Source organism: Nocardia sp. BSTN01, from assembly GCF_015354405.1.
Taxonomy (GTDB): domain Bacteria; phylum Actinomycetota; class Actinomycetes; order Mycobacteriales; family Mycobacteriaceae; genus Nocardia.
The window spans coordinates 81,774-107,131 of record NZ_JADKYP010000015.1 but is presented as its reverse complement, the minus strand read 5'-3'; the positions used below and the strand labels follow the sequence as shown (position 1 = coordinate 107,131).

Sequence of the window (25,358 nt, the reverse complement as noted above, 5' to 3'; positions counted from 1 at the left end):
ACGATGGCGGTATGAGAATCGGGGTTCCGCGCGAGATCAAACCGCAGGAGAGCCGGGTCGCCCTCGCCCCGGCCGGCGCCGTCGAACTCACCCGGCACGGTCATCGGGTGCTGATCGAATCCGGCGCCGGACTCGAGTCCGGATTCACCGACGCCGATTACGCGGCCGCCGGGGCGACCATCGCCGCGACCGCCGACGCGGTGTGGGACGAGGCGGAACTGGTGTTGAAGGTGAAAGAGCCGGTCGCGCCCGAATATTCACGCATGCGCGCCGGGCAGGTGCTGTTCACCTTCCTGCACCTGGCGGCCTCCCGGAAATGCACCGACGCCGTGCTGGCCTCCGGCATCACCGCCATCGCCTACGAAACCGTGCGTGGACCCGACGGATCGCTGCCGCTGCTGACACCGATGAGCGAGATCGCGGGCAAACTCGCACCGCAGGTCGGCGCCTACCACCTGATGGCGCCCGAAGGTGGTGCCGGGGTATTGCTGGGCGGCGTGCCAGGGGTGCGGCCGGCGGAAGTGGTGGTGATCGGTGGCGGGGTGGCCGGAACGAGTGCCGCGACGGTCGCGGTCGGAATGGGTGCGCGGGTGATCGTGCTCGACACCAATCCGGTCCGATTGCGGGAACTCGATGTCCGGTTCGCCGGTCGCGTCACCCCGCTCGCCGCGAATGCCGCCGATATCGAGCGGGCCGTCCTCGCCGCGGATCTGGTGATCGGTTCGGTCCTGGTGCCGGGAGCCCGTGCGCCGCAACTGGTCCCGGACACCCTGGTACAGCGGATGCGGCCGGGGACCGTGCTGGTCGATATCGCCATCGACCAGGGCGGTTGTTTCCAGAGCTCGCATCCCACCACGCACGCCGAACCGACCTTCGCCGTGGCGAATTCGCTGTTCTACTGCGTCGCGAACATGCCCGGCGCGGTCCCGCACACCGCCACCGTCGCGTTGACCAACGCCACCCTGCCGTATGTGCGGACCATCGCCGATCTGGGCTGGCGGGAGGCCTGCCGGGCCGACCCCGGGCTCGAGGCCGGCCTCAATGCCGATGCGGGACAGCTCTATTCCACGGCGGTGGCGCGAGCGCACGGCCTGGTCGGGGTCGGTCCCGGCGCGAGGTGGCGCGCCTGATCGAGCCGCGCCTGATCGGGCCCGGCCTCACATCGTCCAATCCGGTTCGCCCTCGGGCAGATCGTGCAACTTCTCCGGGTTGCGGACGATCGCGATCGAGGTGATGCGGTCCTCTTCGACGGTGAACGCCATGATTCCCAGGTGGTTGCCGTCGAACACCATGAGCCCGGGCAGCCCGTTGACCTGAACCATGCGCGCCCACGCACCGGTTCCGGCGCGGTACCAGCCGAAGTACAGCTTGGCCACCAGCTCGGCGCCCTGCACCGGCTGCCGGATCGCCGGCACCCGGCCGCCCCCGTCGGCGGTCAGGGTGACGTTCTCGTCGAGCACGCCGAGCAGGCCGCTCAGATCGCCGGACCGCCACGCCGTCGAGAAGGCCGAGACCACCCGCTCGTGTTCGTCGCGGGAGGCCGGGAAGCGCGGGGTGCCGTCCTCGACGTGTTTGCGGGCGCGGGAGGCGAGCTGGCGGACGGCGGCGGGGGTGCGGCCGACCACGTCGGCGACCTCGGGACCTGTCATGCCGAAGATGTCCTGCAGTACGAAGGCGGTGCGTTCGGCGGGCGAGAGCGATTCGAGGACCACCAGCAGGGCGGTGGTGACGCGCTCGTCCTGTGAGATGCGGTCGGCCGGGTCGTCCCAGCTGGTGACCTCCGGTTCGGGCAGCCATTCGCCGACGTACTGTTCGCGGCGCGCCCGGGCCGAACCCAGCTGATCCAGGGCGAGGCGTCCGGTGACGGTGGTCAGCCAGGCCCGCAGATTGTCGATTCGATCACCGGGAGAACGGGTTTCGTACCAGCGTTGCAGCCGCAGCCACGCCTCCTGCACGACATCGTCGGCATCGCTGAGGCTGCCCAGCGTGCTGTAGGCCACGCGGCGCAGATACTGGCGGTGCTCCTCGAACTGCCGTGCCAGTTCGGTCTGGTCGATATCGTCGTGTCCGGTCGTCACAGCTGCCATCCTCGTCTCGCCGTGCGGGCCCGCCGCCCGGGTGCTTCCCCATGGTGACGACGCCGCGGTGCCGAGTGTGACATCGGGGTGCCGGACGCGGCCGATAGTCTCGCCCGGTGCGATATGGAACGGCGCGGGCCGCGGGACTGCTGATCGGATTCGCGGCGGATCGGATATTCGGTGATCCGCGGCGGGGACATCCGGTGGCGCTGTTCGGGTCGGCGGCGGCCGCGCTGGAATCGCCCTGGTACCGCGATACGCGTGCCGCCGGGGTCGTGCACGAGATCGTCTTGGTGGGCGGGGTCGTCGCGCTGGGTGCCGGTGCGGAAATCGCCGGTCGGCGATCGGGAGCTCTCCGTGGGCGCCGCGCGGTGGCCTCGGCCGGAGCGGATCGGCGCAGGGGCGGTGGCGCAACCGGTCGTAAGCGGGACGGGTGCACCGACCCCCGAACAGCGGCGGGGCGTTCCGACCTGCGCGCGGGGCTCGGCACCGTCGTGATGACCGCAATCGGCACCTGGATCGCGCTCGGCGGCACCACGCTCGCCCGGACCGGACGCGACATGGCGGACCGGTTGGAGGCGGGCGAGTTGAGCGGTGCGCGCGAGGTGCTGCCCTCGCTGTGCGGACGCGATCCCGAGGTGCTCGATGCCGACGGATTGGCCCGTGCCGCAGTCGAATCCATCGCCGAGAACACCTCCGACGCCACCGTCGCACCGCTGGTGTGGGGCGCGATCGCGGGTGTGCCCGGCGTGTTGGGCTACCGCGCGATCAACACCCTCGACGCGATGATCGGCTATCGCAACGAGCGGTACCGTAACTTCGGCTGGGCCGCCGCGCGCGTCGACGATCTCGCGAATCTGCTGCCCGCGCGGGTGAGCGGTGCGCTGACCGTCGCGCTCGCGCCGCTGGCGGGCGGCCGGCCCGGCGATGCGTGGCGGGCGTGGCGCCGTGACGCCCGATCACATCCGAGCCCCAATGCGGGCGTCGCCGAAGCCACGATGGCCGGAGCGCTGGGCGTCGCGCTGGGTGGGCGGACCGCATACCGGCACGGGGTCGAGATGCGGCCGGTGCTGGGCAGCGGGCGGACTCCGCAGGTGCCCGATCTGCGGCGAGCGGTGCGATTATCGAACGGAGTGCAGCTGGCGGCCGCGCTGGCAGCGGCAGCGTATGCGCTCGGCCGCCGCCGGTCAGTTCGGGCCGAATTGCCGGAGTAGGGCCGCGGTGTCCAGGTATTGCCGGTCCCGCACGACCTTCAAGTCGTCGTCGAAGACCAGCACTTTGGCATAGGCGATCTCGAACCGCCGGCCGGTCGCGGGAAGCACTGTCACACCGGCGACGACGAAGTCGTTCACCGCGGTGGCGCGGCCGACCAGTTCGGCGACCGCCGAGTTCGGCGCCGGGTGGAGCGCGCGAATGCCCTCGGCGTAGTCCGGGAACGCCGTGAACCAGGCGCGGCTCCAGTCCAGGGTGCCCGCGAGATCCAGTCGCAGGCCGGTGCCGGTGTCGAACTCGTAGTCCCGGGCGCAGGTGGCCGCCCAGAGATCCCACTGCTGTCCGGTCCACGATCGCTGGACGGCATCGTAAGCCTGCTGGATGGCGTTCATCCGGTTCTCCGCTCGCATGAGTCGATCTAGCTATATCAATCTATAGCCAAATAGGTTGATCGAGCCAGTCCACCAGCGAAGCGGGCGAATTCTGCGCCGAGCCGGTCAGCGGCGGGCGTTGCCGTAACGGTCGGCGAGGCGGTCCGCGGTGGAGCGGGGTTTCGCCGGTGGTTCGTCGGATACGGGCGTGGTCTCGGAGTGCGCCTCCGGAGCTGGGTCCGAGGGGGCGGCGGCCGCAGCCGTGCTCATGTCTTCGGTTGCGGCACTTGCTGATTCGGCAGCGGGCGATCCGGCTGTACTCATCGCCGGAACCTGTTCACTCGGTGTGGCCGCCTCCGTGGCGGCACGGTCGCGGCGGCGTTCGCGGATTTCGGCGTAGACGAAGTAGCCGAGGCCGAGCGGGGCCATGACACCGAACGCGATCCACTGCAGCCCGTAGGACAGATACGGGCCCGCGTCGAGCTGGGGGAGTGCTTCCGGGGTGAAGGCGCCGGGCTGGCCGGCGTCCAACTGCAGATAGCCGCCGTGCTCACCGGTGGCGAAGCTGGTCAGCGGCGTGCCGAGAACGGTGGAGAGCGCAGCGGTATCGACCGAGTACACCTGACGCAGACCGTCGCGGACCATCGGATCCTTACCGGGGACGACGCCCTCGGATCGGCGGACCCGCCCCTCGATGCGCTGCGGACCCGACGGCGGTTCCGCGATCATCGGCAGATCGGAGCCGTTCACCGCCGCGATCAGGCCGCGATCGACCAGTACGACCCGGCCGTCGTCGAGCCGGAACGCGGCCAGCACCCCGTAGGCGGGCTGATCGTTGAGGCGCTGCAAACGCTCGACCACCATCGAATTCGGCACATAGCTACCGGTGGCGATGACCCGCCGCCATTCGGTGTCGGCCGGATTCGTCCCGGCCGGTGGTGTGCCCTCGCCGGTGTTCAGCAGGTTCTGCGCCGGAACCGGGTCGGCGTTCACGGAGGCGGCGATCAGGTTGTTGCGATGCGACGTCGAGGTGTTCTTGCCCAGCTGCCAGGGCGCGAGCACGGTGAAACACAGATAGGCGAACGCGACCACGACGACCGCCAGAATCGCCCAGCTGGGCCGCAGCAGGAAGGTGAGCCGGCGCAGGAGGTTCATTGCCGCGGTCCGGTCGTCGCGGGTTCGCCGAGTTGTTCGCGCACCCAGGCCAGCAGCGCCGGAACCGCTGCCTCGATCTGCGCGCGCACCAGCTCGAAATCGGTGTCGTCGCCGTAGTAGGGATCGGGGACGTCGTGATCGTCGGCGGCGGGGTCGAAGCTGCGCAGCAGTCGCCGGCGCGCTTCCGGAATCCGCAGCCGGGTCAGTTCGCGATCGTGGTTGGAATCCAGGGCAATCAGCAGATCGGCGTCGAGATGATCGGGCCCGATCATGGCCGCGACGTGCCCGATCGGATATCCGTGCCGGGTGAGCAGGGCGGTGGTGCGCGGGTCGGCGTCCGAGCCGACGTGCCAGGCGGTGGTGCCGGCGCTGCTCACGCGCACCCGATCGGCCAGTCCGGCTCGTTCCAGATGCGCGGCGAAGATCTTCTCGGCCATCGGCGACCGGCAGATATTGCCGGTGCAGATGAAGGTCACGTGCAGCTCGCCCACGCACCCATTGTGGCCGGTCGGTGCGGGCGGCGGCCACGTAGGGTAGGTGGCTGTGCCCGAGGACACCCCCACGACCGCCGGCACGCGGTCGCACCGAGGCCCGGGCCGCCCCAGCGATAACCGTCCGGGCGGACCCGCGGCCGACGCCGATGCGACGCGTGCGGGTTTCGCCGTGGGCGCCGACAGGATGCGGGTGCCCGGAGCTGCGTCGCATGAGGGTGGGGCGCGGGAGGGTGGCCCGGAGTTCGTTTGTTCGGCGTTGCGGCATCACGGGGACCGCGACGTGCGGCCGGGGATGCTCGACTTCGCGGTGAACGTGCGCGGCGACGCGCCGCCGGAGTGGTTGCTGCGGCGGCTGGCCGCGCGCTTGCCGGAACTGGGGCGGTACCCGTCCGAGACGGAGGCCGACGCGGTGCGCACGATCGTGGCCGCACGGCACGGGCGTGCGCCGGAGGAGGTGCTGCTGCTGGCCGGGGCCGCGGAGGGGTTCGCGCTGTTGCCGCGGCTGGCGTCGCGGTTGGCGGCCGTCATCCATCCGTCCTTCACCGAACCGGAACTCGCGCTGCGTGAGGCGGATGTTCCGGTGGTGCGGGTGATGCTGGCGTCGCCCTACGAGTTGGAGGGGGCTCGGGTCCCCGAGGACGCCGATCTGGTGGTGCTCGGTAATCCGACCAATCCGACCTCGGTGCTGCATCCTCGCGCGGTGATCGAATCGCTACGGCGGCCCGGTCGGATCGTGGTGGTCGACGAGGCGTTCGCCGACGCGGTGCCCGGTGAGCCGGAAACGCTTGCGAGACAGCCTTATCCGGATGTCCTGGTTTTACGCAGCCTGACCAAGACCTGGGCCCTGGCCGGCCTGCGGTGCGGATATCTGCTGGGGCCGCCCGAACTGCTGGCCAAGTTGAACCACGGTCGCCCGCATTGGCCCCTCGGCACACTGCAGCTCGAGGCGATCGCGGCGACCTGTGAAACGCATGCGATCGCCGAAGCCGAGGCGAGTGCGGTCCGGATCGTGGCCGAACGGGAGGCGATGATCCCTCGCCTGCGCGCCCTAGGTATCGAGGTGCACGAACCGGCCGCCGGTCCCTTCCTGCTGATCCGCGTGCCCGATGGTGAGCTGTTGCGGAAACAACTGGCGGACAAGAACATCGGTGTCCGGCGGGGCGACACCTTCCCCGGGCTCGGCAACGAATTTCTGCGCCTGGCGGTCCGCGACCACGACGCCGTCGATCGTTTGATCGCCGCGATCGAGGCCGTCGGGCTGTGAAGCTCGACGCGGCGTCCGAACGCCCGGCTGCCCGGTTGCCCCGCTCCCAGGCGGCGGCCAGTGGGGCACGCGGCGCGGTCCGGCCCGGCAGGCGGCATCGGAGTGGATAATGACCGGAACGGCGAAACGGTGGAGGTGCGGTGGTGACAGCGACGAATTCTGTTGTGACGCTGAAGGACTTGATCGGTGTCCTCGACGGCGCGTATCCGCCTCGGCTGGCGGAGTCCTGGGATTCGGTGGGGCTGGTCTGTGGTGATCCCGCGGCCTCCGTCTCGCGGGTGCTGTTCGCGGTCGACGCCACCGCCGCCGTGGTCGACGAGGCGATCGGTTGGGGCGCACAGGCTTTGGTCGTGCACCATCCGCTGCTGTTGCGCGGGGTCGACACCGTGGCCGCGAGTACGCCGAAGGGCGCGCTGCTGCATCGGCTGATCCGCAACGACTGTGCGTTGTTCACCGCGCATACCAACGCCGATTCGGCCGATCCCGGAGTGTCGGACGCCCTCGCCCACACACTCGGGTTGACGGTGACCGGGCCGCTGGAGCAGAAATCGGTGGCGCCGGTGGACACCTGGGTGGTGTTCGTTCCACGCGCACACACCGACGCGGTGCTGGCGGCGATGTTCGAGGCGGGCGCGGGTGGCGCCGGGTTCTATCGCGAATGTGGCTGGCGGGTGCCGGGAACCGGGCAGTTCCGGCCGATGGCGGGAGCGAATCCGGCGATCGGGCAGGTCGGCGACCTGGAATTCGTCGAGGAGGACCGCGTCGAGGTGGTGGCGCCGCCCTCGGCCCGCGCCGCGGTGCTGGCCGCGCTCCGCGCCGCCCACCCCTACGAGGAACCGGCCTTCGACGTCACCGAACGCGCGGCGCTGCCTTCGGCGCAGGGCCTCGGCCGCATCGGCACCCTGCCGGAATCGGAAACGTTGCGCGCCTTCACCGCTCGCGTGCGCGCTGCCCTGCCCGGCACCGCGTGGGGTGTGCGGGCGGCCGGCGATCCCGACCGTGAGATCCGCACCGTCGCGGTGTGCGGTGGCGCCGGCGATTCCTTCCTGGGCACGGTCGCGAAGCTCGGCGTCGACGCCTACGTCACCGCCGACCTGCGCCACCATCCCGCCGACGAACACCTGCGCGCGGGCGGCCCCGCACTCGTCGACGTCGCCCATTGGGCCAGTGAATTCCCCTGGTGCGCCCAAGCGGAAGGCGTTGTGCGGGAAGCCCTTCCGGGAGTGGAAACCCGGGTCAGCACCCTGCGCACCGACCCGTGGACTCTGGGCGCCGCCGACGACTGACGCGAACAGCTTCGACCCGCAGGCCGATAACCGTCGGGCACGCAGCGCGTTGCATCGGTGGCGAGCCCGATGTTTCCTCGGCGAAATCGCACTCTCGGTCCGTCCGCCCGAAAGCTATGACCGGCGCCGATTCACTCGACCCGGATGTCGGGCTCGTGGTCGACCGGGAAATTGACCGAGTTGGCGATGAAGCAGCGCTTGTGCGCCTCCGCGTGGAGGGCGCGAGCCTGCTCGGCCAGAGCGGCATCGGTGATGGTGACGCGCGGGCGCAGGGTGACGTGTTCGAAGCGGTGGTCGTTCATCACGCCTTCGGCCTCGTCGAGATAGTCGATCACCACGATTCCGGCCTCGACGCACAGATGCAGGTACCACAGCATGTGGCACTCCGAGAGCGAGGCGACCAGGAGTTGCTCGGGATTCCAGCGGGTCGCGTCGCCCCGGCCGACGAGAGGGTCCGCCGAGCCCTGCAGCGGCGGCCGCCCCTCGGCGAGCACCTCGTGATTGCGCGAATACGAGCGGTAGTCGGTGGTGGCGCCGGTCCACACCACGTCCACGCGATAGCGATGTTCGGCCATCCGGTCAGAGTGTCACAGTGGCGGCGGCACCGCACTCGAGTTGTCGGTGGGCTGCGAACCGGCACCCGCGCCACCCCGGCACACCGCGTTCGGCCGCGTATCCGGTGGTCGCGGGCGGGCGATGCGGGGTTGGGGCGAAACCGGCCGTGGGCAGAGTACGGTTGAGCACCGGCGTCGCGCACCCGCTGCCCGTCGCCCCGCAACCGTCCATAGTGTCGAGGAGTACGTCCCGCGTTGAATGTCGAACCACCGATCCAGGCCAAACTGCTCGACCTCGCGGCCGTCGACGCCGAGTTGACGCGGATCGCGCATCGCCGCAAGGTGCTGCCCGAACAGCAGGAAGTGCAGCGGCTGGAAGCCGAACGCACCGACCGCAAGGATGCGGCGGTCAAGGTCGAGATCCAGCTCGACGATCTCGACCGTGACATTCGCAAACTCGAGGGCGAGATCGACGCCGTGCGCAAACGCGAAGCGCGCGATCGCGGCATGCTCGAGGGCGGCAACGTGGGTGCGAAGCAGCTCTCGGAGTTGCAGCACGAACTCGGCAGCCTGGAACGCCGGCGCGGGGTCCTCGAGGACGAACTGCTCGAGGTGATGGAGCGGCGCGAGGCGGCCGAGGCCGATCACCAGCACGCGGGCGCCAACCTCTCGCGCGCCGAGGAGGATCTGACCCTGGCGCAGAGCCGTCGCGACGACGCGGTCGCCGACCTGGACGTGGCCGCGCAGCGCTGCGGCACCGATCGCGAACAGCTGCTCGCCGGATTCCCGGACGAGCTGCTCGCGATCTACGACAAGCAGCGCGCCCAGCACGGCGTCGGCGCGGCGCTGCTGCAGGCCCGCCGGTGTGGCGCCTGCCGGATCGAACTCGACCGCGGCGAGATCGCCCGGATCGCCAAAACCGATCCGCAGGTCGTGGTCCGCTGTCCCGAATGCGGTGCGATCATGGTGCGCACCAAGCAGTCCGGATTGTGACGGGCCGGCGATGACGGTACGCACGGTGATCGTCGAGGCCGACGGCGGCTCGCGAGGTAATCCCGGCCCCGCCGGCTACGGCGCGGTGATCTGGGATTCCGACCGCGCCACGATCCTCGCCGAACGTCGCGAATATCTCGGCGTCACCACGAACAATGTCGCCGAATACCGCGGTCTCATCGCGGGTTTGGCGGCCGCCGCCGAACTGGGCGCGCGCACCGTCGAGGTGCGGATGGATTCCAAACTCGTCGTCGAGCAGATGTCGGGACGCTGGAAGGTCAAGCACGCGGCCATGATTCCCCTCGCCGAGCGCGCCCGGCAGCTGGTCGCCGGCTTCGATCGGGTGGGCTTCCAATGGATTCCGCGCGAGCAGAATTCGCATGCCGATCGGCTTGCCAACGAGGCCATGGACGATGCGGTGGTGGTCGCCGAGGTGCGCGAGGCGGATACCGAGCGGCCGATGATCGACAGTGTGGCCGAACCGGAATCGGCTGCCCAGGATTCGGCACGCGGCGTCGAAGCCGAGCTGCCGAGCTGGATCGATGAAGCGGCCGATGCCCGTGCCGCGCACGAGGATCCGGTCGTGCAGGAGACGGCCCCGGCGCCCGGCCCGGGCTGGACCGGCGCCCGAGGGCGGCCGACCCGGCTGTTGCTGCTGCGTCACGGTCAGACCGAATTGTCCGTGGAGCGACGGTATTCCGGCCGGGGTAATCCGGAACTCACCGCGCTCGGTCGCGAACAGGCCGCTCGTGCCGCGAAATACCTTGCCGCGAAAGGCGATATCGCCGCGGTCGTGAGCTCGCCGCTGGGCCGGGCCCGTGCGACCGCGCAGGCCGCGGCCCAGGCGCTCGACGTGCCGGTGCGGGTCCTGGACGCGCTGACCGAAACCGACTTCGGCGAATGGGAAGGTCTCACGTTCACCGAAGCGGCGCAACGGGACCCGGAACTGCATCAGCGCTGGCTAGGTGATCCGTCGCTGCCCGCTCCCGGCGGTGAGAGCTTCACTCAGGTGCGCGAACGGGTCGAGGCCGCGCGCCGCGATCTGCTGGCGCTGTATCCGGGGCAGAACGTCGTCGTGGTCAGCCACGTGACGCCGATCAAGACGCTGCTGCAATTGGCCCTGGAAGTCGGCCCGTCACTGCTGTACCGGCTGCACCTGGATCTGGCGTCGCTGTCGATCGCCGAGTTCTATCCCGACGGCGGATCGTCGGTGCGGCTGGTCAACGACACCTCGTACCTCTGAACACCGGTTGGGGCACCGGGTCCGGTACCGCGGCGTTCCCCACCAGTGTTCAGGGCTCGGTGTTCGGGGTGGTGTGTGAATGTGGGGCGTTCAGGGGCGCAGCACCGACACCAGGAATTCGGTCTGGTCGTAGACGGCCTTCTCGAACCAGTCGTCGAAGTAGATGTCGAAGTGCCCGATCGGGTATCGCTTCACGATGCCGTGTTTGGTGCGCTCGGCGGCCTTGAGCGTCGGACCCACCGGCGCGACCGAATCGTTGTCGCACACCGCGTAGAACACCGGCACCTTGATGGCCTTGGTGCGCCGCCACGGTGCATCGAACATCGCCGACATACCCACGCGGGCAGCAACTTTCGGCTGGTACTGCGCGCTCTCCTCGGCGAGGCGGCCGAAACCCTCGGGCACGTCCGAGGCGCTCATCAACGCCGCCGAACGCTTGCGCCCGGCCAGTCGCACGCCCACCGGCTTGCGGCGGATCGGACCCACGAGGAGGTCGACGAGCGCGAGAGTGCCGGTTTTGGCGAGGTTGATCGGCCCCTTCGCCATCGCCGAGGACCAGCCGCTGGTGAACGGGCACTGCGCCACGACCGCGGCCAGATAGTCGTCCTCGTGCGCGATGGACAGCACGTGCCCGCCGCCGAACGAACTGCCCCACAACGCGATTCGGGTCGCGTCGAAACCCTTGAGGGTGCGGGCGAAGGCGATCGCGGCGCGCCAGTCGTCGCGCTGGCGTGCGATGTTGATCAGCTGGCGCGGTTCACCACCGCTGGCGCCGAAATGCCGGTAATCGAAGACCAGCACGCCCATTCCGGCCGCGGCGAACCGGCGTGCGTAGCGATCCAGACCCATTTCCCGGTTCGCACCCAGCCCGTGCCCCATGATGACCAGTGGACGCGGTTTGGGCGGGCCGTCCGGAAGATAGAGCCACGCTGCACACTGTTCGCTTCCCGAACCGAACCCCACCTCGACACGCTCCATGGGCGAATACCGTACTGGGTCGCGCGCCCGGCCGCAGACGTGGATCCCCGCTCAGGGCACGATTACCGGTGAACGGAACGCAAACACTCGCGAGTCAGATCCTTCAGCGCCGGGTAGCCGTCGACCGCCATGATCAGGTCCGCTTCCGCCAACAGAGTGCGCAGGACGTGCACGATTCCGTCCACGCCGCCGAGCGCCAGACCGTAGGCGTAGGGCCGGCCCACTCCAACCGCGGTGGCGCCCAGTGCGAGCGCCTTGACGACGTCCGCGCCACTGCGGATTCCGGAGTCGAACAGCACCGGCAGACCGTCGGCCGCGGCGACGACCTCGGGCAACACATCCAGTGCGGGCAGTCCGCCATTGGCTTGGCGCCCACCGTGATTCGAGCAGTAGATGCCGTCCACGCCACCGTCGCGGGCCCGGCGCACATCGTCGGGATGGCAGATTCCCTTGACGATCAAGGGCAGATCGGTGAGCGAGCGCAGCCAGGCCAGATCCTCCCAGCGCAGCGGGTTGCCGAACAGTTGCACCCACCGCAGCACCGCGCTCATCGGATCCTCCTCCGGTGAGCGCTGCAGTCCGGAGAGGAAGACCGGATCGGTGAAATAGTTGGCGAGGCAGTGCCCGCGCAGTTGCGGGAAGTTGCCGGTGGACAGATCGCGCGGCCGCCAGCCCGTGATCCAGGTGTCGAGGGTGACGACGATGCCCCGGTAACCGGCCTGCTCCGCCCGATGCACCAGGCTCGCCGCGAGATCGCGGTCGGTGGGCGTGTAGAGCTGGAAAAAGCCCGGGGTGTCACCGAATTCGGCGGCGACGTCCTCGAGCGGATCGACGGTGAGGGTCGAGGCGACCATCGGCACGCCGCTGCGGGCGGCGGCGCGAGCGGTCGCCAGATCGCCGTGGCCGTCCTGGGCGCAGAGGCCGATCACGCCCACCGGGGCCATGAAAAGCGGTGTGGGAAGCGTCATTCCGAACAGGTCGACCGACAGGTCGCGCTCCTTCGCGCCGACGAACATACGGGGGATGAGCCCCCAGTGGTCGAAGGCGGCGACATTGGCGCGCTGGGTGCGCTCGTCGCCCGCGCCGCCGGCCACATACGACCAGATCGAGGGCGGCATGGCCGCCTGCGCGCGCTGTTCGAGTTCGGCGAACGCGACCGGGTACTCCGGTACGACGCCGCGCAGCCCCTGGAAGTAGATCTCGTTCTGGAAGTCGCCGAACCCCATGCGCGCTGCCCTTCTGTGCCGTCGGTTCGCCGGCGAGTATGCGCGCTCGACGGCGAATGCGCGCTTCACTGTATGCGTAACCAGCGGTACCGCGCCACGACTCGGCCGGTGCTCGCGTCCGCCCGGGACTATTCGACCGCCTCGCGGGACAGATGTGTAAGACAAGCGTCTTGCACATCTGTCTGAAAGTAGCTACCGTTGCCTTCGAGCGAGTGCGAAGGAGATCTGAAATGACTGTTACCCGAGCGACTTTCGAGGTGAACGGCCGGCGCCTGTCCTATCTGGACTTCGGTGGAGCCGGTCGCCCGCTGCTGGCACTGCACGGCCATATGTCGAATGCGGCGAGCTTCACCGACCTGGGGGAGCGGCTGGGGGACCGCTGGCGGCTGATCGCGCTCGACCAGCGCGGGCACGGTTTCTCCGACCGTGCCGGGGACTATTCTCGCGCCGGATACATCGCCGATATCGCGGCGTTGCTGGACCATCTCGGACTCGGCAGTGTCGTGCTGCTGGGCCATTCTCTCGGCGGTATCAACGCATACCAGTTCGCTGCCCGCCATCCGGAGCGGGTCGAGGCCTTCATCGACGTCGACGGCGCCGTCAGCCTCGGCCTCGACGGGCGCAACCCGTTGCACTTCGTGCTGGCTCTGCCCTACGAGGCGCCCACCCGTGCGGCGCTCGTCGAGGCGATGGGGCCGATGGGTGCCCACTTCGCCGACGTCGTGCGCGAACGGGCGGATGGCCGCTGGAGCCTGCCGTTCCATCCTGGCGACATGGTCGCCTCCGAGGATCAGGTGCACGGCGACCACTGGGCCGACTGGACGTCGAGCGTCTGCCCCGCCCTGCTCATCCGGGCGGCCCACGGAGTGATTCCGCGCGAACAGGCCGAGGCGATGATCGAGCGCCGGCCGAATACCCGGATGGTCGAACTGGACACCGACCACTTCGTCTACGCCAACGATCCGGACGGTTTCGGCGAGGCTGTCGGCGAATTTCTCGCGATGCTCCCGGCATGAGCGCCGTGGCGGCTCGGAGGCCGACAGTCGCCGGCTTTGCTCGTCGGCGCTCGCACGGCACAATGGTGCGCGACGAGTCGGTCGGGCGACCGCGTCGACGGGAACGGGCACGGCTGTGCCGCTGCCCGTCGCCGAGGAAAGTCCGGACTCCACAGAGCAGGGCGGTTGTTAACGGCAACCCGGGGTGACCCGCGGGACAGTGCCACAGAAAACAGACCGCCGGCGGTCTCTCCGGAGGTCCGCCGGTAAGGGTGAAACGGTGCGGTAAGAGCGCACCAGCGCCCCGGGTGACCGGGGCGGCTCGGTAAACCCCGCCCGGAGCAAGGTCGAAGGTCGCACTCTCGCGAGTGCGGCTGCGCAGGTGCCCGAGGGCTGCTCGCCCGAGCCTGCGGGTTGGCTGCTCGAGGTGCCCGGTGACGGTGCACCCAGATGGATGGTCGCCTCCCGGTGCGAACCGGGAACAGGATCCGGCTTACAGACCGACTCGTCCCCTCCGGGGATTCTCGTTCGCGGCGTGCGACGCTGAACGCATGGATGCGACGCCGCGGCAGATCATCGTCACCGGTTACCTGCGAGTGGACCCAGCCGATCGCGACCGTTATCTGGCGACTTGCGTGGAGGTCGTGGTCGCCGCCCGGCAAAACCCCGGATGCCTCGACTTCGCGTTGTCGGCCGACCTTGTCGACGCCGGTCGCATCAACATTCTGGAGCGGTGGAGCGACCGAGCGGCGCTGGACGCATTCCGCGGCGCGGGCGTCTCCGGCGAGCAGGGCGCGATGATCCGCGAAGCGCAGGTCACCGAGTTCACCGTCGGCGACGAAACCCTGCTGCGCTGACCGGCCTTCCCGGTCAGCGCGCGCAGCCCTCGCCGTTGTCCGGATGGGGAGTCGGATTCGGGTACGGCCCGTTGCGCAGGGTTTCGTGCAAGGCGTCCGAGATCGCCGCCAGATTGGCGCCGGTGCGCTGGAAGGCCCGGGCGACAGCCGAACTCGGGTGACGCAGCGACGCGAGGACGAGGTGTTCGGTGTCGAGAGCGGTGTGGCCGGCCTCGCGCGCGATACCGGCGGCTTCGTCCAGTGCGCGGCGCAGGCCGGGGGCGTGCGGTAGCGGTTCCGCGGTCATGCACCCATGATCACCCGTGCCGAGCACTTCAGCGCATATTTCGCCACTATTCGGCCACGGCGGTTCGGCCGCCGGCCGGTCGGCGGCGACCCGCGTCTACGGGTGCAGCGGTGTGCGCCGGGGGCGCACGATGCGGTGGGTGATCTTCCAGCCGGCGCCGATGCGCTGGATGGTGTCCTCGTAGGTGACGCTGCCGACCGTGCCGTCGGTCAGGACGCCGAAACCCTTGGACAGGGCGCGGACGGTGCCGTCGGCGACCTCGTTGACGACGATGTTGGTCACGTGGTGGGCGACGGGGTTGTTCTCGCCCAGTGCGAGCGCGGCGTCTCGGCAGGCGGGGATGCCGACCAGGACGCCGCCGCCTATGGCGGTGACGTCGTAGACGACATCCTCGGCGAACAGCGCCGGCCAGCCGTCGAAATCGCCGTTGTCGGTCAGGTGGCCGTGCAGGTTGATCAGGTCGGTGATCGCGAAGCGGTCGTCCGCGGACAGCATGGCGGGTCCTCCGGTCGAGACGAGGGGAGTGATCAGCGGAAACCGGTGTCGGCGGCCCAGGGTTCGAGCTCGTCCAGATCGGTGAGGCGCTGGGTCAGGGTGGCGCGGATGCCGGCGAAGGCCTCGGGGCCGAGCGGCAGCCGCAAGGGCGGTTCGTCCATGGCGACCGCGCGCAGAATGGCCGCGGCGGCTCGGGCCGGATCGCCGGGCTGGGCGCCGTCCTGAGCCTGGAAGCGCTCACGTTCCTCGGCGAAGATCGGTGTGTATTCGGGCATCGGTTCGGCCCACTGGATGGACCGGCCGGCGAAGTCGGTGCGGAACGGTCCCGGCTCCACGATGGTGACCTTGATGCCGAACGGCGCGACCTCGTACGACAAACCTTCCGACAGTCCTTCGACCGCGAATTTGCTGAGCGCATAAGGGGTTCCGCCGAGGCGGGCACGCACACCGCCGACCGAGGACAGCTGCACGATATGCCCGCTGCGCTGGGCCCGCATGAGCGGCAGTACCGCCTTGGTGGCCGAAATCAGGCCCCAGACATTGGTTTCCATCAGGGTGCGCAGTTGCTCGTCGTCGCATTCCTCGAGCGCGCCGCGCAGTCCGTACCCGGCGTTGTTGACCAGAACGTCGATGCGGCCGAACCGAACTCGCGCCTCCTCGACCGCCGCGGTGATCGACGCCGGATCGGTGACGTCCAGCTGTGCGACGAGCACCCGCTCCGGATCGCGATCTCGAAGCTCGGCAAGGGATTCGGGTATGCGCGCGGTGGCGACCACACTGCCGCCCTCGGCCAGCACCGCCTCCGCGATCGCACGGCCGAAGCCGCTACCGGCGCCGGTGATGAACCAGACGTGATCGGTGGTCATGGTGGAGGCCTCCTGTGTCGGATCGTCGTCGAAGCCGGGCCTTGCGACCGCATGCGGTGCCCGCGGCGGGCCGCCGGCACCGGGTGCGGTCGCGCGATGATCAGCCGGCGGGGTTGATCACCAGAATCTGGGCCCAGTAGGCCGCCTGCTCGGGACCGACGAGAGGCAGCAGGTAGTCGAAGACGATGGACGACATGCGGTGTGGAACTCCTTGTACTCGAGGAACTATTACTCGACGACTCTCGCCGCGCGGCGCACTCTCGTTACTGCACGGACCCCCGAATCCGTGGGTACGCCGTGGCCTGTCACCATCGGCAACAGTAACAGCGCGCTCCGACAGTCGCAGGCCCAGCGGAAAACGGACTCGACGGGCCGATTCGGCGTACGGTAGCGTGATCTGGACGTAGGTCCGAGTCGTCCGAGTTATGACTGTTCGCTCTGAATGGTGTGCTATTTCCTTCCGGAATGATCTGGTTCGACGATCGTTGCGGGCCGTACTCGAGCCGATTCGTCGACCCCCGTTGCACTCGGAGAAACCGCATTGCCGCCGTCGCGGTGGGTGAGCGCGAAATCGCAGGCACCGACGGTTGGCGCGGTCCACGCCTCGGTTCACGCCCGGTCCGGTGGGCGGGCGCATTCTCGGCAAATGCGGGCGAATCGCCTGGTCTCGGCGTGTCCCGTGCGACGAACCGCCCCGGAGTGGCCGGAACCGTGATCGACGTCATAAAGTGTTGGCCGTTGGAAGTGTCGCTGCCGGGGGTGGCAGTGGCTATGGGTGCTACGAGTGTCGGAAAGCAGGTTCTGTATATATGCGAGTAGTTCGCAAGTTGGCGGCCGGTGCGTTGATCGCCGCAGCTGCGTCGGGTGTTGCGGTGCTGGGCGCGGGATCGGCGTCCGCGGTCGCGGTCACTCCGCTGCCGGGTGGCGTCCAGGTGGACCTCAGCCCGGGTGACACCCAGTGGGTCCACCAGTCCCATGTCGGCCAGACGATCGCGGTCCTGCCGCACCCGTCGGCGGCCTCGTTCGGCCAGGCTCTCGATGCCGCGGCGACCCTGTCGTCGCAGTACCCCGACGGCCGCGTCGTCTTCACCGTGTACGGTCCGTTCGATCAGCTGAACGGCACCATGCTGGCGCTCAAGTAAGGTTCAGCGCCCCGCGTGGAACTGCATCCCAGGATCGTCTCGGCACCGGTGGACTTCGGTGTCGTGCGATCCGAATTCGGACTCGCCTCGGAATATCCGTCCGAGGCGGTCTCGGAGGCCCGCGACGCAGCCGATGCGTTCGCGGGCGTCCGGGCCGATCGCACCGACATCCCGTTCGTGACGATCGACCCACCCGGCGCCATGGATCTCGACCAGGCGCTGCATCTCGAACGCACCCCGACCGGATTCCTGCTGCACTACGCCATCGCCGATGTGGGCGCGGTGGTCGCGCCCGACGGCGCGCTCGCGCGGGAATCCCTCGCAAGGGGGCAAAGCTTCTATCTCCCCGACGGCATCGTGCCGCTGCATCCGCCGGTGCTCTCGGAAGGGTCGGCCAGTCTGCTGCCCGGGGCGGTTCGTCCGGCCGCCCTGTGGACCATCGACTGTGACGACAAGGCAGAGCCGCAACGCTTTTCGGTGCAGCGCGCCCTGGTTCGTTCCCGCGCCCGCCTCGACTATCCCGGCGTCCAGGCCGACGCCGGCGCCGGCCGCCTGCACCCCTCGATCGCCGCACTGCCGGAGTTCGGCCGCCTGCGCATCGAGGCCGGCCTGGCCCGCGGCGCGATCGAACTGCGGCTGCCCGCGCAATCGGTGATCCCCGACGGGCGCGACCACGACACCGAACACTGGCAGTTGGCGGTCGAACCGCGCACCGCCGCCGACGACTGGAACGAACAGGTCTCCCTGCTCACCGGCATCTGCGCGGCCCGGATCATGCTGGCGGACAACGATTCCGACGCTCGCATCGGACTGTTGCGCACCATGCCCGCGCCACCGGCCTCTGCGATCGCGTCCATGCGCCGCACCGCCGCCGCGCTCGGCGTGCCCTGGCCCGCCGGGATGCCGGTGGGCCGGATGCTGGCCGGACTGGATCCGAACACCCCCGCCGCGCTGGTGCTCAACTCCGAGGCGACCAGCCTGCTGCGCGGCGCGTCCTACACCGTGCTCGACGGTGAAGCGCCGGATGTGGTGCAGCACAGCGGCATCGGCGCGGCCTACGCCCATGTGACGGCGCCGCTGCGCCGCCTCGCCGACCGGTACGCCACCGAAATCTGCCTGGCTCGCTGCGCCGGCACCCCGGTACCGCACTGGGTTCGCGACGGACTCGGCGCCGCCGCGGATACGATGCGGCGCAGCGACGCGGTCGGCGGCAAACTCGAACGCGCGTGCATCGACCTCACCGAATCCACCGTTCTCGCACCACGTCTGGGCGACACCTTCGAGGCGGTGGTCATTCGCGAGGGCAACGGCAACCGATCCGCCGAAATCTTCGTCGCCGAGCCGCCGGTGCTCGCCAAATGCACCGGATCGCCGCCGGAGGGCCGGCGGGTGCGCGTGCGCCTGGACATCGCGGATCCCGATAAACGCGTGGTGGGCTTCACCTTTCCGGCGGATGCGCGCGAGGGCGCCGATCAGGACAGGTAGTCGTAGTTCAGGAATTCGATGAGGGTCGGGTACTGGGCGAGGGCGGTGCGTGCGGCTTCCACCTCTGCGGCGCACAGCAATTCGTAGGGGGCGGTATCGGCGCCGTGGTCGCGGACGATCTCGGCACGGGCGGTGATGGTGGCCAGCGCCTCGATGGCGTCGCGGTGATCGCCCAGGACGCCCTGCACCTTCTTCGCGCGGCGGGCCAGGTCCTCGGCGGGGCCGTCGAGAACATCGGTAGCCGCTTCGGCGCTGTAGCGTAAACGCTTGGCGGCCTTGCGGATATCGTGCAGCGCCTCCACGCGGTCGGCCTCCTCGACATCTCGTTCCGCGTCGACGCGTGCTTTCAGCCGGCGCAGGTCCGCGCGCACGGCCGCGGTGAACACCCGGTCGGCATCGCGGCGGGCGTGTGTGCGGCGCAACGGGGGATCGGTGCGCAGGCCGACCACTCGTGCCCGCAGCAGCCCGTAGCGCTCACCGTCGAGTTCGCGCAGCACGGTGCGGTGGGCGTCGGTGTAGGCCGCGCGTTCCGCGCTCACCAGCCGTCGCCCGAGATGGCGTTGCACATCGGGGTATTCGTCCAGCAGCGCGGCGAACCGGTCGGCGCGCACCTCGGCGTCGCGGGCGATGCCGAGCAGGCCCGCCAGCCAGCGCAATTCGGCACGGATCGCGTCTATCTCGTCGCGGTGGAACACTTTCCGATACGACCGCAGCACCGACCGCAGCCGGCGGGTGGCGACCCGCATCTGATGTACCGAATCCGATTCGTCGGCGCGGACCTTCGGCTCCGCGGCCAGCAGCCGGTCCACGTCCTCGCCGAGGGCGGCGACGACGGCGGGACCGGCCGCCCCGCTCATCGCCGATCCCGGAATTCGTCGGTGGCCTCGATCAGATGATGGGTGGTGCCGGGCTCGGCCGCGGCATGTCCGGCCTCGGACACCAGATGCAGTCGCGAACCGGGCCAGGCCCGATGCAGATCCCAGGCGCTGACCGCCGGGCAGACGACATCGTGGCGGCCCTGCACGATCACCACCGGAATATGCGCGATCCGGTCGACATCGCGCAGCAGTTGGCCCTCTTCCAGGAATCCGCCGTGCACGAAGTAGTGGTTCTCGATGCGGGCGAAGGCCAGTGCGAAGCGGGGTTCGGCGGATTCGGCGACCCGTTCCGGTTGCGGCAGTAGCGAACTCGTCGCACCTTCCCAACTGGACCACGCCACCGCGGCGGCTGTCGCCACCTCGTCGTCGGGGGAGTGCAGCAGCCGGTGATAGGCCGCCACCAGATCCCCGTCGCGCTCGGCCTCCGGAATCGGCGCCAGGTACTTCTCCCACTCGTCGGGATAGACGAATCCGGCGGCACCGTTGTAGTACCAGTCGATTTCCTTGCGCCGCAACAGGAAAACGCCCCGCAGCACCATCTCCGTGACGCGCTCGGGGTGGGTCTGGGCGTAGGCCAGCGCCAGTGTCGAACCCCAGGACCCGCCGAAAACCTGCCAGCGCTCGATACCCAGATGGGTGCGCAGCCGTTCGATATCGGCGACCAGATGCCAGGTGGTGTTGACCTCCAGGCTCGCCCTGTCGGCCACATGTGGCGTCGAATGCCCGCAGCCGCGCTGATCGAACAGCACGATCCGGTAGGCGGCGGGATCGAAGAATTGGCGGTGCGTCGAATTGGTGCCGCCACCCGGGCCGCCGTGCAGGAACACCACCGGTTTGCCCTCGGGGTTGCCCGACTCCTCCCAGTAGAGGTGCTGCCCGTCGCCGACGTCGAGCATGCCCTCACGGTAGGGCTCCAGCGGCGGGTACAGGGTGCGCATCAGAAGGCGATTCCCGAGGCGAGATCGGGCAGCTCCAGCGCCTGCAGCGCCTGAGTACGAGTATCCGAGCAGGTCTTGGTGGTGATCCGGTCCACCACGGCCTTGTCGCCGAGCACCGCGAGGTTGATACCGCCGTTCTCCGCGGCCCACTGGTGCACCGTGATGTTGAGCGCCACCTTCCCCAGCGTCGGGCCCTGCACCCGCCAGTCCGACAGCTGCGGGGAGATGGCGTCGCACAGCTTCTGCGCGACCGGGTCGGGAACCTGCACGGGACTGGTCTGCCCCGGTTTGGCGGTGACGCCGGCCGAACCGCTGGGGCGTGCGGCCGTCGACGTCGCCGAGGCGCCGGATTTCTCGGGCCCGGCCGAACCCGTGCTTGCGCCACCACATCCGGCGACCAGCGCGACGGCCAGCGCCGCACCGACGGCGAGCGCTCCGCGAGTCATCCAACGGCTCTGCGACATCTGTTCCCTTTGTTCGATTCCGGAGTTCATCCGAAGTTCCTGCTGTCGACCTACGAGTCTGCCACCTCGCCGCGGGTGCCCGCGTGGCTCAGGCGAAGTTCGCGCGCAGCTGGTCCAGCATCTCGGTGACGAAGGGCGCGAATCGTTCGGCCGGGCGGCCCGGCGCGGTGTCGATGGTCAGCCACGAATGCAGGGTGGTCAGGGGCGCGAGGCGTTCGGCCAGCTCGATCTCGCGGTCGGTGACGGTGGCCAGTTCGCGCCAGGCGTCGAAATAAGCCGCTCGCTGCGGGTCCCGGAACGTGCGCACGGACAGGAAGGGATGGGTGAGCAGTGCATCGCCCCAGTCGAACACCGCGGCGGTGGTGCGGAAGACGTGGCCCGGATACAGGTCGTTGTGTTCCACGCTCAGCCGGTCGTACTGCGCGAGTTCGGCGGCGGCCGACTCGATCGCGTGCTCCAGTCCCGGGGCTCGATCGGCGAAATGGTGGTAGACCTCGATCAGACGCGCCGGTGGCAGATGCGGAGTTCCGGTGTCGCGCAACGACTCCGCGTGCGTGCACAGGGTGTGCTGCAGGGCCGCGTAGGAGCGCAGCACCGATTCCCAGCCCGGCGGCCGCGGTGGCGGCGCGTCGGTGCCGTCGAGGGTGAACTGCCGGTCGAGCGGTCCGGTCCGCATGGTCTCGCCACCGTCGCTTCCCAGGAACCACCCCTTCTCACGCTGTACCGCAAGGGGTTTCGGCACCGAACCCGGAACGATCCGATCCAGCGCCGCCAGCAGCGGGCCCTCGTGGGCGAACGCACGCGCACTCGCCTTCGCCCAGACGGCTCCGCCGTCGGTGTCGATGCGCGCGAGCAGCGTCCAGTCCCGCCGCCGCATCTCCTGCGCACCGGTCACGGTCAGCCCCAGGTTCGCGAGTTCCGCGGTGGCCCAGTCGATCAGCGGTGGCAGTGGCTGGTCGGCCACCGATACAGGCGCGTTCACCGGGACAACCTAACCTGCTCGCCGATCGTCGGTGCGAGACCGGCCGAAGCCGGTCTCGCACAGCCGATCACAGTGTCAGGTACTCGCCCAGCTCCCACGGCGTGACCTGGGCGCGGTAGGTGGCCCACTCGTGGCGCTTGTTGCGCAGGAAGAAGTCGAACACGTGCTCGCCGAGGGTTTCGGCGACCAGTTCCGACCGTTCCATCGCCCGCAGCGCCTCGTCCAGGGTCGAGGGCAGCTCGCGAAAGCCCATCGCGCGACGTTCGGCGGTGGTCAGCGACCACACGTCGTCCTCGGCCTCGGGCGGCAGCGTGTACCCCTTCTCGATGCCGCGCAGGCCCGCGGCCAGCAGCACCGCGAAGGCCAGATACGGATTGCAGGCGGAATCAGGGCTGCGGATCTCGACCCGCCGCGAGGACTGCTTGTTCGGCGTGTACATCGGAACGCGGACCAGCGCAGAACGATTCGACCGGCCCCAGGACGCGGCGGTCGGCGCCTCGCCGCCGTGGATCAGGCGCTTGTAGGAGTTCACCCACTGGTTGGTGACGGCGCTGATCTCGTTGGCGTGTTCGAGAATGCCCGCGATGAACGCGCGCGCGGTCTCGGACAGGTTGTTCGGGTCGTCGGGATCGGCGAAGGCGTTGTGCTCACCCTCGAACAGGCTCATGTGGGTGTGCATGGCCGAACCCGGGTGGTCGGAGAAGGGTTTGGGCATGAACGAGGCCCGCACGCCCTCGTCGATGGCGACCTCTTTGATGAGGTAGCGGAAGGTCATCACGTTGTCGGCCATCGACAGCGCGTCGGCGTAGCGCAGGTCGATCTCCTGCTGGCCGGGCGCACCCTCGTGGTGGCTGAACTCCACCGAGATACCCATCGATTCGAGCGCGTCGATGGCGTGGCGGCGGAAGTTCGGCGCCTCGTCGTGCACGGCCTGGTCGAAGAACCCGCCGTTGTCGGCGGGCACCGGGCGGCCCTCCTTGAGTGCCGAACGGATCAGGAAGAATTCGATCTCCGGATGCACGTAGCAGCTGAAGCCCAGGTCACCGGCCTTGTTCAACTGTCGGCGCAGCACGTGGCGCGGATCGGCCCACGACGGCGATCCGTCGGGCATCGCGATATCGCAGAACATGCGCGCCGAATGCTGATGGCCCTTGCTGGTGGACCAGGGCAGCACCTGGAACGTCGACGGATCGGGCTTGGCGACCATATCGGCCTCCGACACCCGGGCGAAGCCCTCGATCGCCGAGCCGTCGAATCCGATGCCCTCCTCGAAGGCGCCTTCCAGCTCCGCGGGGGCGATCGCCACCGACTTCAGATATCCCAGGACGTCGGTGAACCAGAGTCGCACGAAGCGGATGTCCCGCTCCTCGAGCGTCCGCAGCACGAATTCCTTCTGGCGATCCATACGCGCGAGCGTAGGCACCCGCGGTTAAATCCGTGTTACATCGTGCAACAACCGCCGGTCCGCATGTGTGGCGTCAGCCGCAGGTGAGCCCTTCCGGGGGTGTCTTCAGGTCCGTGAGGTAGGCGAATACGGCATCGTCGACGCACGGCACGCCGCCGGAGAGGAATGCCGTGTGCCGGGTTCCCTTGTTGGTGATCAGCGCCGCGCTCAGCTGATGGGCCAGATCGACACCGGCCTGATACGGCGTGGCCGGATCCGCGGTCGTGGAGATGACGACGGTCTTGGGCAGGCCCGGTGCGGAAATGTTGTGCGGGGAGCCGCTGTTGGGCACGGGCCAGAACGCGCACATCTCGAGCGGCGCCTGCCCGGTGGCGTGGCCGTCGTCGAGGAACGGGGCAACCTTACGGTATTCGGCGTCCTGCTCATCGGTTTCGGCGCGGTCCTTGATGGCCGGATCGTCGACGCAGTGGATGGCCAGGAACGCGTCCTGCGAATTGTCGTAGGTGCCGTCCTTGCCGCGGCCGTCGTAGAGATCGGCGAGCTGCAGCAGGATGTCGCCCTTGCCCTTGGCCAGCTGAGCCAGGCCCGCGCTCAGCACATTCCAGCTGTCCTCGGCATAGAGGGTGTTCTGTACGCCGGTGACGGCGTCGCTGTAGGTGAGGCCACGGCCGTCCCGGGTCTCGGCCGGGTGGTCCCAGAGCGGGTTGACCAGATCGTGGAAGCGGGCCACCGCCTGGGTCGCGTCCTGCCCGAGCGGGCAGTCCGGTTTGCTCGCACAGTCGGCGGCGTAGGCGTCGAACGCCTTCTGGAATCCGGCGGCCTGCTGCACCGATTCCTTCTCCGGATCGGCGTCCGGATCGAGAGCGCCGTCGAGCACCATGGCCCGCACCTTGTCCGGGAACTTCTCGGCGTAGGTGTAGCCGAGCCGGGTGCCGTAGGAGTAGCCGACGTAGTTCAGTTTGTCGTCGCCGAGCACCCCCCGGATGATGTCCATGTCCTGCACGACCTCGCGGGTGCCGACGTGGGCGAGGAATTCGTTGCCGGTCTTCTCGGTGCAGTGCGCCGCGAAATCCTTGTTCTCCTGCTCGGCGGCCGCGATGCCGGCGGGGGTGTAGTCCTTGGGCGGTTCGGCGCGCTGCTGATCCCATTGCTGCCCGGTCAGGCATTCGATCAGCGGCGTGGACGCGCCGACGCCGCGCGGGTCGAAACCGATCCGGTCGAACCGCTGCGCGAGCGGGGTGTCCTGGCCCTGCGCGGCCATCCACAGTCCGGCCTGGCCGGGACCGCCCGGGTTGAACAGCAGCGATCCGATGCGCTGCCCGGTCGCCTTGATCCGGGAGACCGCGATCTGCGCGGTCGCGCCCTCGGGCTTGTCGTAATCGATCGGCACCGAGATGTGCGTGCATTCGGTGCCCTGCGGGAACCGGGTCGAGGAATCGCCGAACCCGTCACAGCTACCCCACGACGGAACCTGGGTGTAGTACTTCTGCAGCGCGGCCGGACTCGGCGCGGACGGCGGGGCGACGGGGTGATTCTTCGACGTCGACGAGCAGGCGGCGGCCACACACATCAGGGCCACCGCGGCTGCGACGCGACCGGATCGCGACAAGGACATGCGCGCCATCCTTCCATCTCCGCCTGTGATCATCGCGGTGTCCGCGGCGGCCTCCGTGGTTACGCAGGCTGCCTCCTCCGGCCGCGTCGCTCCCAC

General features: G+C 69.3%; 26 protein-coding genes and 1 other RNA gene. 11 read left to right on the top strand and 16 right to left on the bottom strand.

Annotated features, from left to right (window positions below; translation table 11 throughout):
- Positions 1-11: 11 nt before the first annotated feature.
- Complete coding sequence (ald, locus tag IRT45_RS15325; RefSeq protein WP_194806526.1) at positions 12-1,130, top strand: alanine dehydrogenase; 1,119 nt, start codon at positions 12-14, stop codon at positions 1,128-1,130.
- A gap of 27 nt (positions 1,131-1,157) precedes the next feature.
- On the opposite strand, the gene sigJ is transcribed toward ald, so the two are convergent.
- Positions 1,158-2,078: an RNA polymerase sigma factor SigJ gene (gene sigJ / locus IRT45_RS15320; protein WP_223273418.1), complete on the bottom strand. Its 921-nt coding sequence runs from the start codon at positions 2,076-2,078 to the stop codon at positions 1,158-1,160.
- Positions 2,079-2,194: 116 nt separating this feature from the next.
- Between sigJ and IRT45_RS15315 the strand changes: the two genes are divergently transcribed.
- Positions 2,195-3,292, top strand: coding sequence for a cobalamin biosynthesis protein (locus IRT45_RS15315; protein ID WP_194806524.1), 1,098 nt, complete (start codon positions 2,195-2,197; stop codon positions 3,290-3,292).
- Here the strand turns inward: IRT45_RS15315 and IRT45_RS15310 are convergent.
- The 3 genes from IRT45_RS15310 to IRT45_RS15300 all read right to left on the bottom strand — a co-directional run bounded on the left by IRT45_RS15310 (position 3,266) and on the right by IRT45_RS15300 (position 5,307).
- On the bottom strand, positions 3,266-3,682 hold the full coding sequence (locus IRT45_RS15310) for an ester cyclase (protein WP_194806523.1): 417 nt from the start codon (positions 3,680-3,682) through the stop codon (positions 3,266-3,268). The two genes, IRT45_RS15315 and IRT45_RS15310, sit on opposite strands and share 27 nt — an antisense overlap.
- A 105-nt stretch (positions 3,683-3,787) precedes the next feature.
- The gene (locus tag IRT45_RS15305) at positions 3,788-4,807 is read right to left on the bottom strand and encodes an SURF1 family protein (protein WP_194806560.1); all 1,020 of its coding nucleotides are present in this window, start codon (positions 4,805-4,807) and stop codon (positions 3,788-3,790) included.
- Between the two features lie 5 nt (positions 4,808-4,812).
- Positions 4,813-5,307, bottom strand: coding sequence for a low molecular weight protein-tyrosine-phosphatase (locus IRT45_RS15300; RefSeq protein ID WP_194806522.1), 495 nt, complete (start codon positions 5,305-5,307; stop codon positions 4,813-4,815).
- A 52-nt stretch (positions 5,308-5,359) separates the two neighbouring features.
- Between IRT45_RS15300 and cobC the strand changes: the two genes are divergently transcribed.
- Together cobC and IRT45_RS15290 are read left to right on the top strand one after the other, a co-directional pair.
- Positions 5,360-6,574: an Rv2231c family pyridoxal phosphate-dependent protein CobC gene (cobC, locus tag IRT45_RS15295; RefSeq protein WP_309240974.1), complete on the top strand. Its 1,215-nt coding sequence runs from the start codon at positions 5,360-5,362 to the stop codon at positions 6,572-6,574.
- A gap of 143 nt (positions 6,575-6,717) precedes the next feature.
- Positions 6,718-7,860 (top strand): Nif3-like dinuclear metal center hexameric protein, encoded by a 1,143-nt coding sequence (locus IRT45_RS15290; RefSeq protein ID WP_194806521.1) that lies wholly within the window; start codon positions 6,718-6,720, stop codon positions 7,858-7,860.
- Positions 7,861-7,991: 131 nt separating this feature from the next.
- Here the strand turns inward: IRT45_RS15290 and IRT45_RS15285 are convergent, their stop codons facing one another.
- A complete protein-coding gene (locus IRT45_RS15285; RefSeq protein WP_194806520.1) occupies positions 7,992-8,435 on the bottom strand; it encodes an OsmC family protein in 444 nt (147 codons plus the stop codon).
- Positions 8,436-8,669: 234 nt separating this feature from the next.
- On the opposite strand from IRT45_RS15285, the gene IRT45_RS15280 reads away from it, so the two are divergent.
- Both IRT45_RS15280 and IRT45_RS15275 read left to right on the top strand, forming a co-directional pair.
- Complete coding sequence (locus IRT45_RS15280; RefSeq protein WP_194806519.1) at positions 8,670-9,407, top strand: zinc ribbon domain-containing protein; 738 nt, start codon at positions 8,670-8,672, stop codon at positions 9,405-9,407.
- 10 nt (positions 9,408-9,417) lie between these two features.
- Entirely contained in the window at positions 9,418-10,650 is a 1,233-nt protein-coding gene (locus IRT45_RS15275) for a bifunctional RNase H/acid phosphatase (protein WP_194806518.1), read from the top strand.
- Positions 10,651-10,740: 90 nt separating this feature from the next.
- Here the strand turns inward: IRT45_RS15275 and IRT45_RS15270 are convergent, their stop codons facing one another.
- Entirely contained in the window at positions 10,741-11,628 is an 888-nt protein-coding gene (locus IRT45_RS15270; protein ID WP_194806517.1) for an alpha/beta hydrolase, read from the bottom strand.
- Positions 11,629-11,690: 62 nt separating this feature from the next.
- Positions 11,691-12,854: a lactate 2-monooxygenase gene (locus IRT45_RS15265; RefSeq protein ID WP_194806516.1), complete on the bottom strand. Its 1,164-nt coding sequence runs from the start codon at positions 12,852-12,854 to the stop codon at positions 11,691-11,693.
- Positions 12,855-13,084: 230 nt separating this feature from the next.
- On the opposite strand from IRT45_RS15265, the gene IRT45_RS15260 reads away from it, so the two are divergent.
- The 3 genes from IRT45_RS15260 to IRT45_RS15250 all read left to right on the top strand — a co-directional run bounded on the left by IRT45_RS15260 (position 13,085) and on the right by IRT45_RS15250 (position 14,706).
- Positions 13,085-13,870 (top strand): alpha/beta fold hydrolase, encoded by a 786-nt coding sequence (locus IRT45_RS15260; RefSeq protein WP_194806515.1) that lies wholly within the window; start codon positions 13,085-13,087, stop codon positions 13,868-13,870.
- 73 nt (positions 13,871-13,943) lie between these two features.
- An RNA gene (gene rnpB, locus IRT45_RS15255) (RNase P RNA component class A) lies at positions 13,944-14,361 on the top strand.
- A gap of 39 nt (positions 14,362-14,400) precedes the next feature.
- Positions 14,401-14,706, top strand: coding sequence for a putative quinol monooxygenase (locus IRT45_RS15250; protein ID WP_194806514.1), 306 nt, complete (start codon positions 14,401-14,403; stop codon positions 14,704-14,706).
- Between the two features lie 13 nt (positions 14,707-14,719).
- Here the strand turns inward: IRT45_RS15250 and IRT45_RS15245 are convergent, their stop codons facing one another.
- The 3 genes from IRT45_RS15245 to IRT45_RS15235 all read right to left on the bottom strand — a co-directional run bounded on the left by IRT45_RS15245 (position 14,720) and on the right by IRT45_RS15235 (position 16,353).
- Entirely contained in the window at positions 14,720-14,992 is a 273-nt protein-coding gene (locus IRT45_RS15245; protein WP_194806513.1) for a Clp protease N-terminal domain-containing protein, read from the bottom strand.
- A gap of 96 nt (positions 14,993-15,088) precedes the next feature.
- Positions 15,089-15,487 (bottom strand): nuclear transport factor 2 family protein, encoded by a 399-nt coding sequence (locus IRT45_RS15240; RefSeq protein ID WP_194806512.1) that lies wholly within the window; start codon positions 15,485-15,487, stop codon positions 15,089-15,091.
- Between the two features lie 32 nt (positions 15,488-15,519).
- On the bottom strand, positions 15,520-16,353 hold the full coding sequence (locus IRT45_RS15235) for an oxidoreductase (RefSeq protein WP_194806511.1): 834 nt from the start codon (positions 16,351-16,353) through the stop codon (positions 15,520-15,522).
- Between the two features lie 809 nt (positions 16,354-17,162).
- Here IRT45_RS15235 and IRT45_RS15230 point away from each other — a divergent pair.
- Positions 17,163-17,495, top strand: a complete 333-nt coding sequence (locus IRT45_RS15230; RefSeq protein ID WP_036499952.1) for a hypothetical protein — start codon at positions 17,163-17,165, stop codon at positions 17,493-17,495.
- Between the two features lie 15 nt (positions 17,496-17,510).
- Entirely contained in the window at positions 17,511-18,980 is a 1,470-nt protein-coding gene (locus IRT45_RS15225; protein ID WP_194806510.1) for an RNB domain-containing ribonuclease, read from the top strand.
- On the opposite strand, the gene IRT45_RS15220 is transcribed toward IRT45_RS15225, so the two are convergent.
- The 6 genes from IRT45_RS15220 to IRT45_RS15195 form a co-directional block, all read right to left on the bottom strand.
- Positions 18,968-19,837: a CHAD domain-containing protein gene (locus IRT45_RS15220; RefSeq protein ID WP_194806509.1), complete on the bottom strand. Its 870-nt coding sequence runs from the start codon at positions 19,835-19,837 to the stop codon at positions 18,968-18,970. The genes IRT45_RS15225 and IRT45_RS15220 overlap by 13 nt on opposite strands.
- Positions 19,834-20,796 (bottom strand): prolyl aminopeptidase, encoded by a 963-nt coding sequence (gene pip, locus IRT45_RS15215; RefSeq protein ID WP_194806508.1) that lies wholly within the window; start codon positions 20,794-20,796, stop codon positions 19,834-19,836. The genes IRT45_RS15220 and pip overlap by 4 nt, the downstream gene beginning before the upstream one ends.
- The gene (locus tag IRT45_RS36865; protein ID WP_228534373.1) at positions 20,796-21,290 is read right to left on the bottom strand and encodes a hypothetical protein; all 495 of its coding nucleotides are present in this window, start codon (positions 21,288-21,290) and stop codon (positions 20,796-20,798) included. Before IRT45_RS36865 ends, pip begins: the two co-directional genes overlap by 1 nt.
- A 58-nt stretch (positions 21,291-21,348) precedes the next feature.
- Entirely contained in the window at positions 21,349-22,242 is an 894-nt protein-coding gene (locus tag IRT45_RS15205; RefSeq protein WP_194806507.1) for a hypothetical protein, read from the bottom strand.
- A 67-nt stretch (positions 22,243-22,309) separates the two neighbouring features.
- Complete coding sequence (gene glnA / locus IRT45_RS15200) at positions 22,310-23,647, bottom strand: type I glutamate--ammonia ligase (RefSeq protein WP_194806506.1); 1,338 nt, start codon at positions 23,645-23,647, stop codon at positions 22,310-22,312.
- A gap of 73 nt (positions 23,648-23,720) precedes the next feature.
- Positions 23,721-25,271, bottom strand: a complete 1,551-nt coding sequence (locus IRT45_RS15195) for an alpha/beta hydrolase (protein WP_194806505.1) — start codon at positions 25,269-25,271, stop codon at positions 23,721-23,723.
- Between the last annotated feature and the right edge of the window lie 87 nt (positions 25,272-25,358).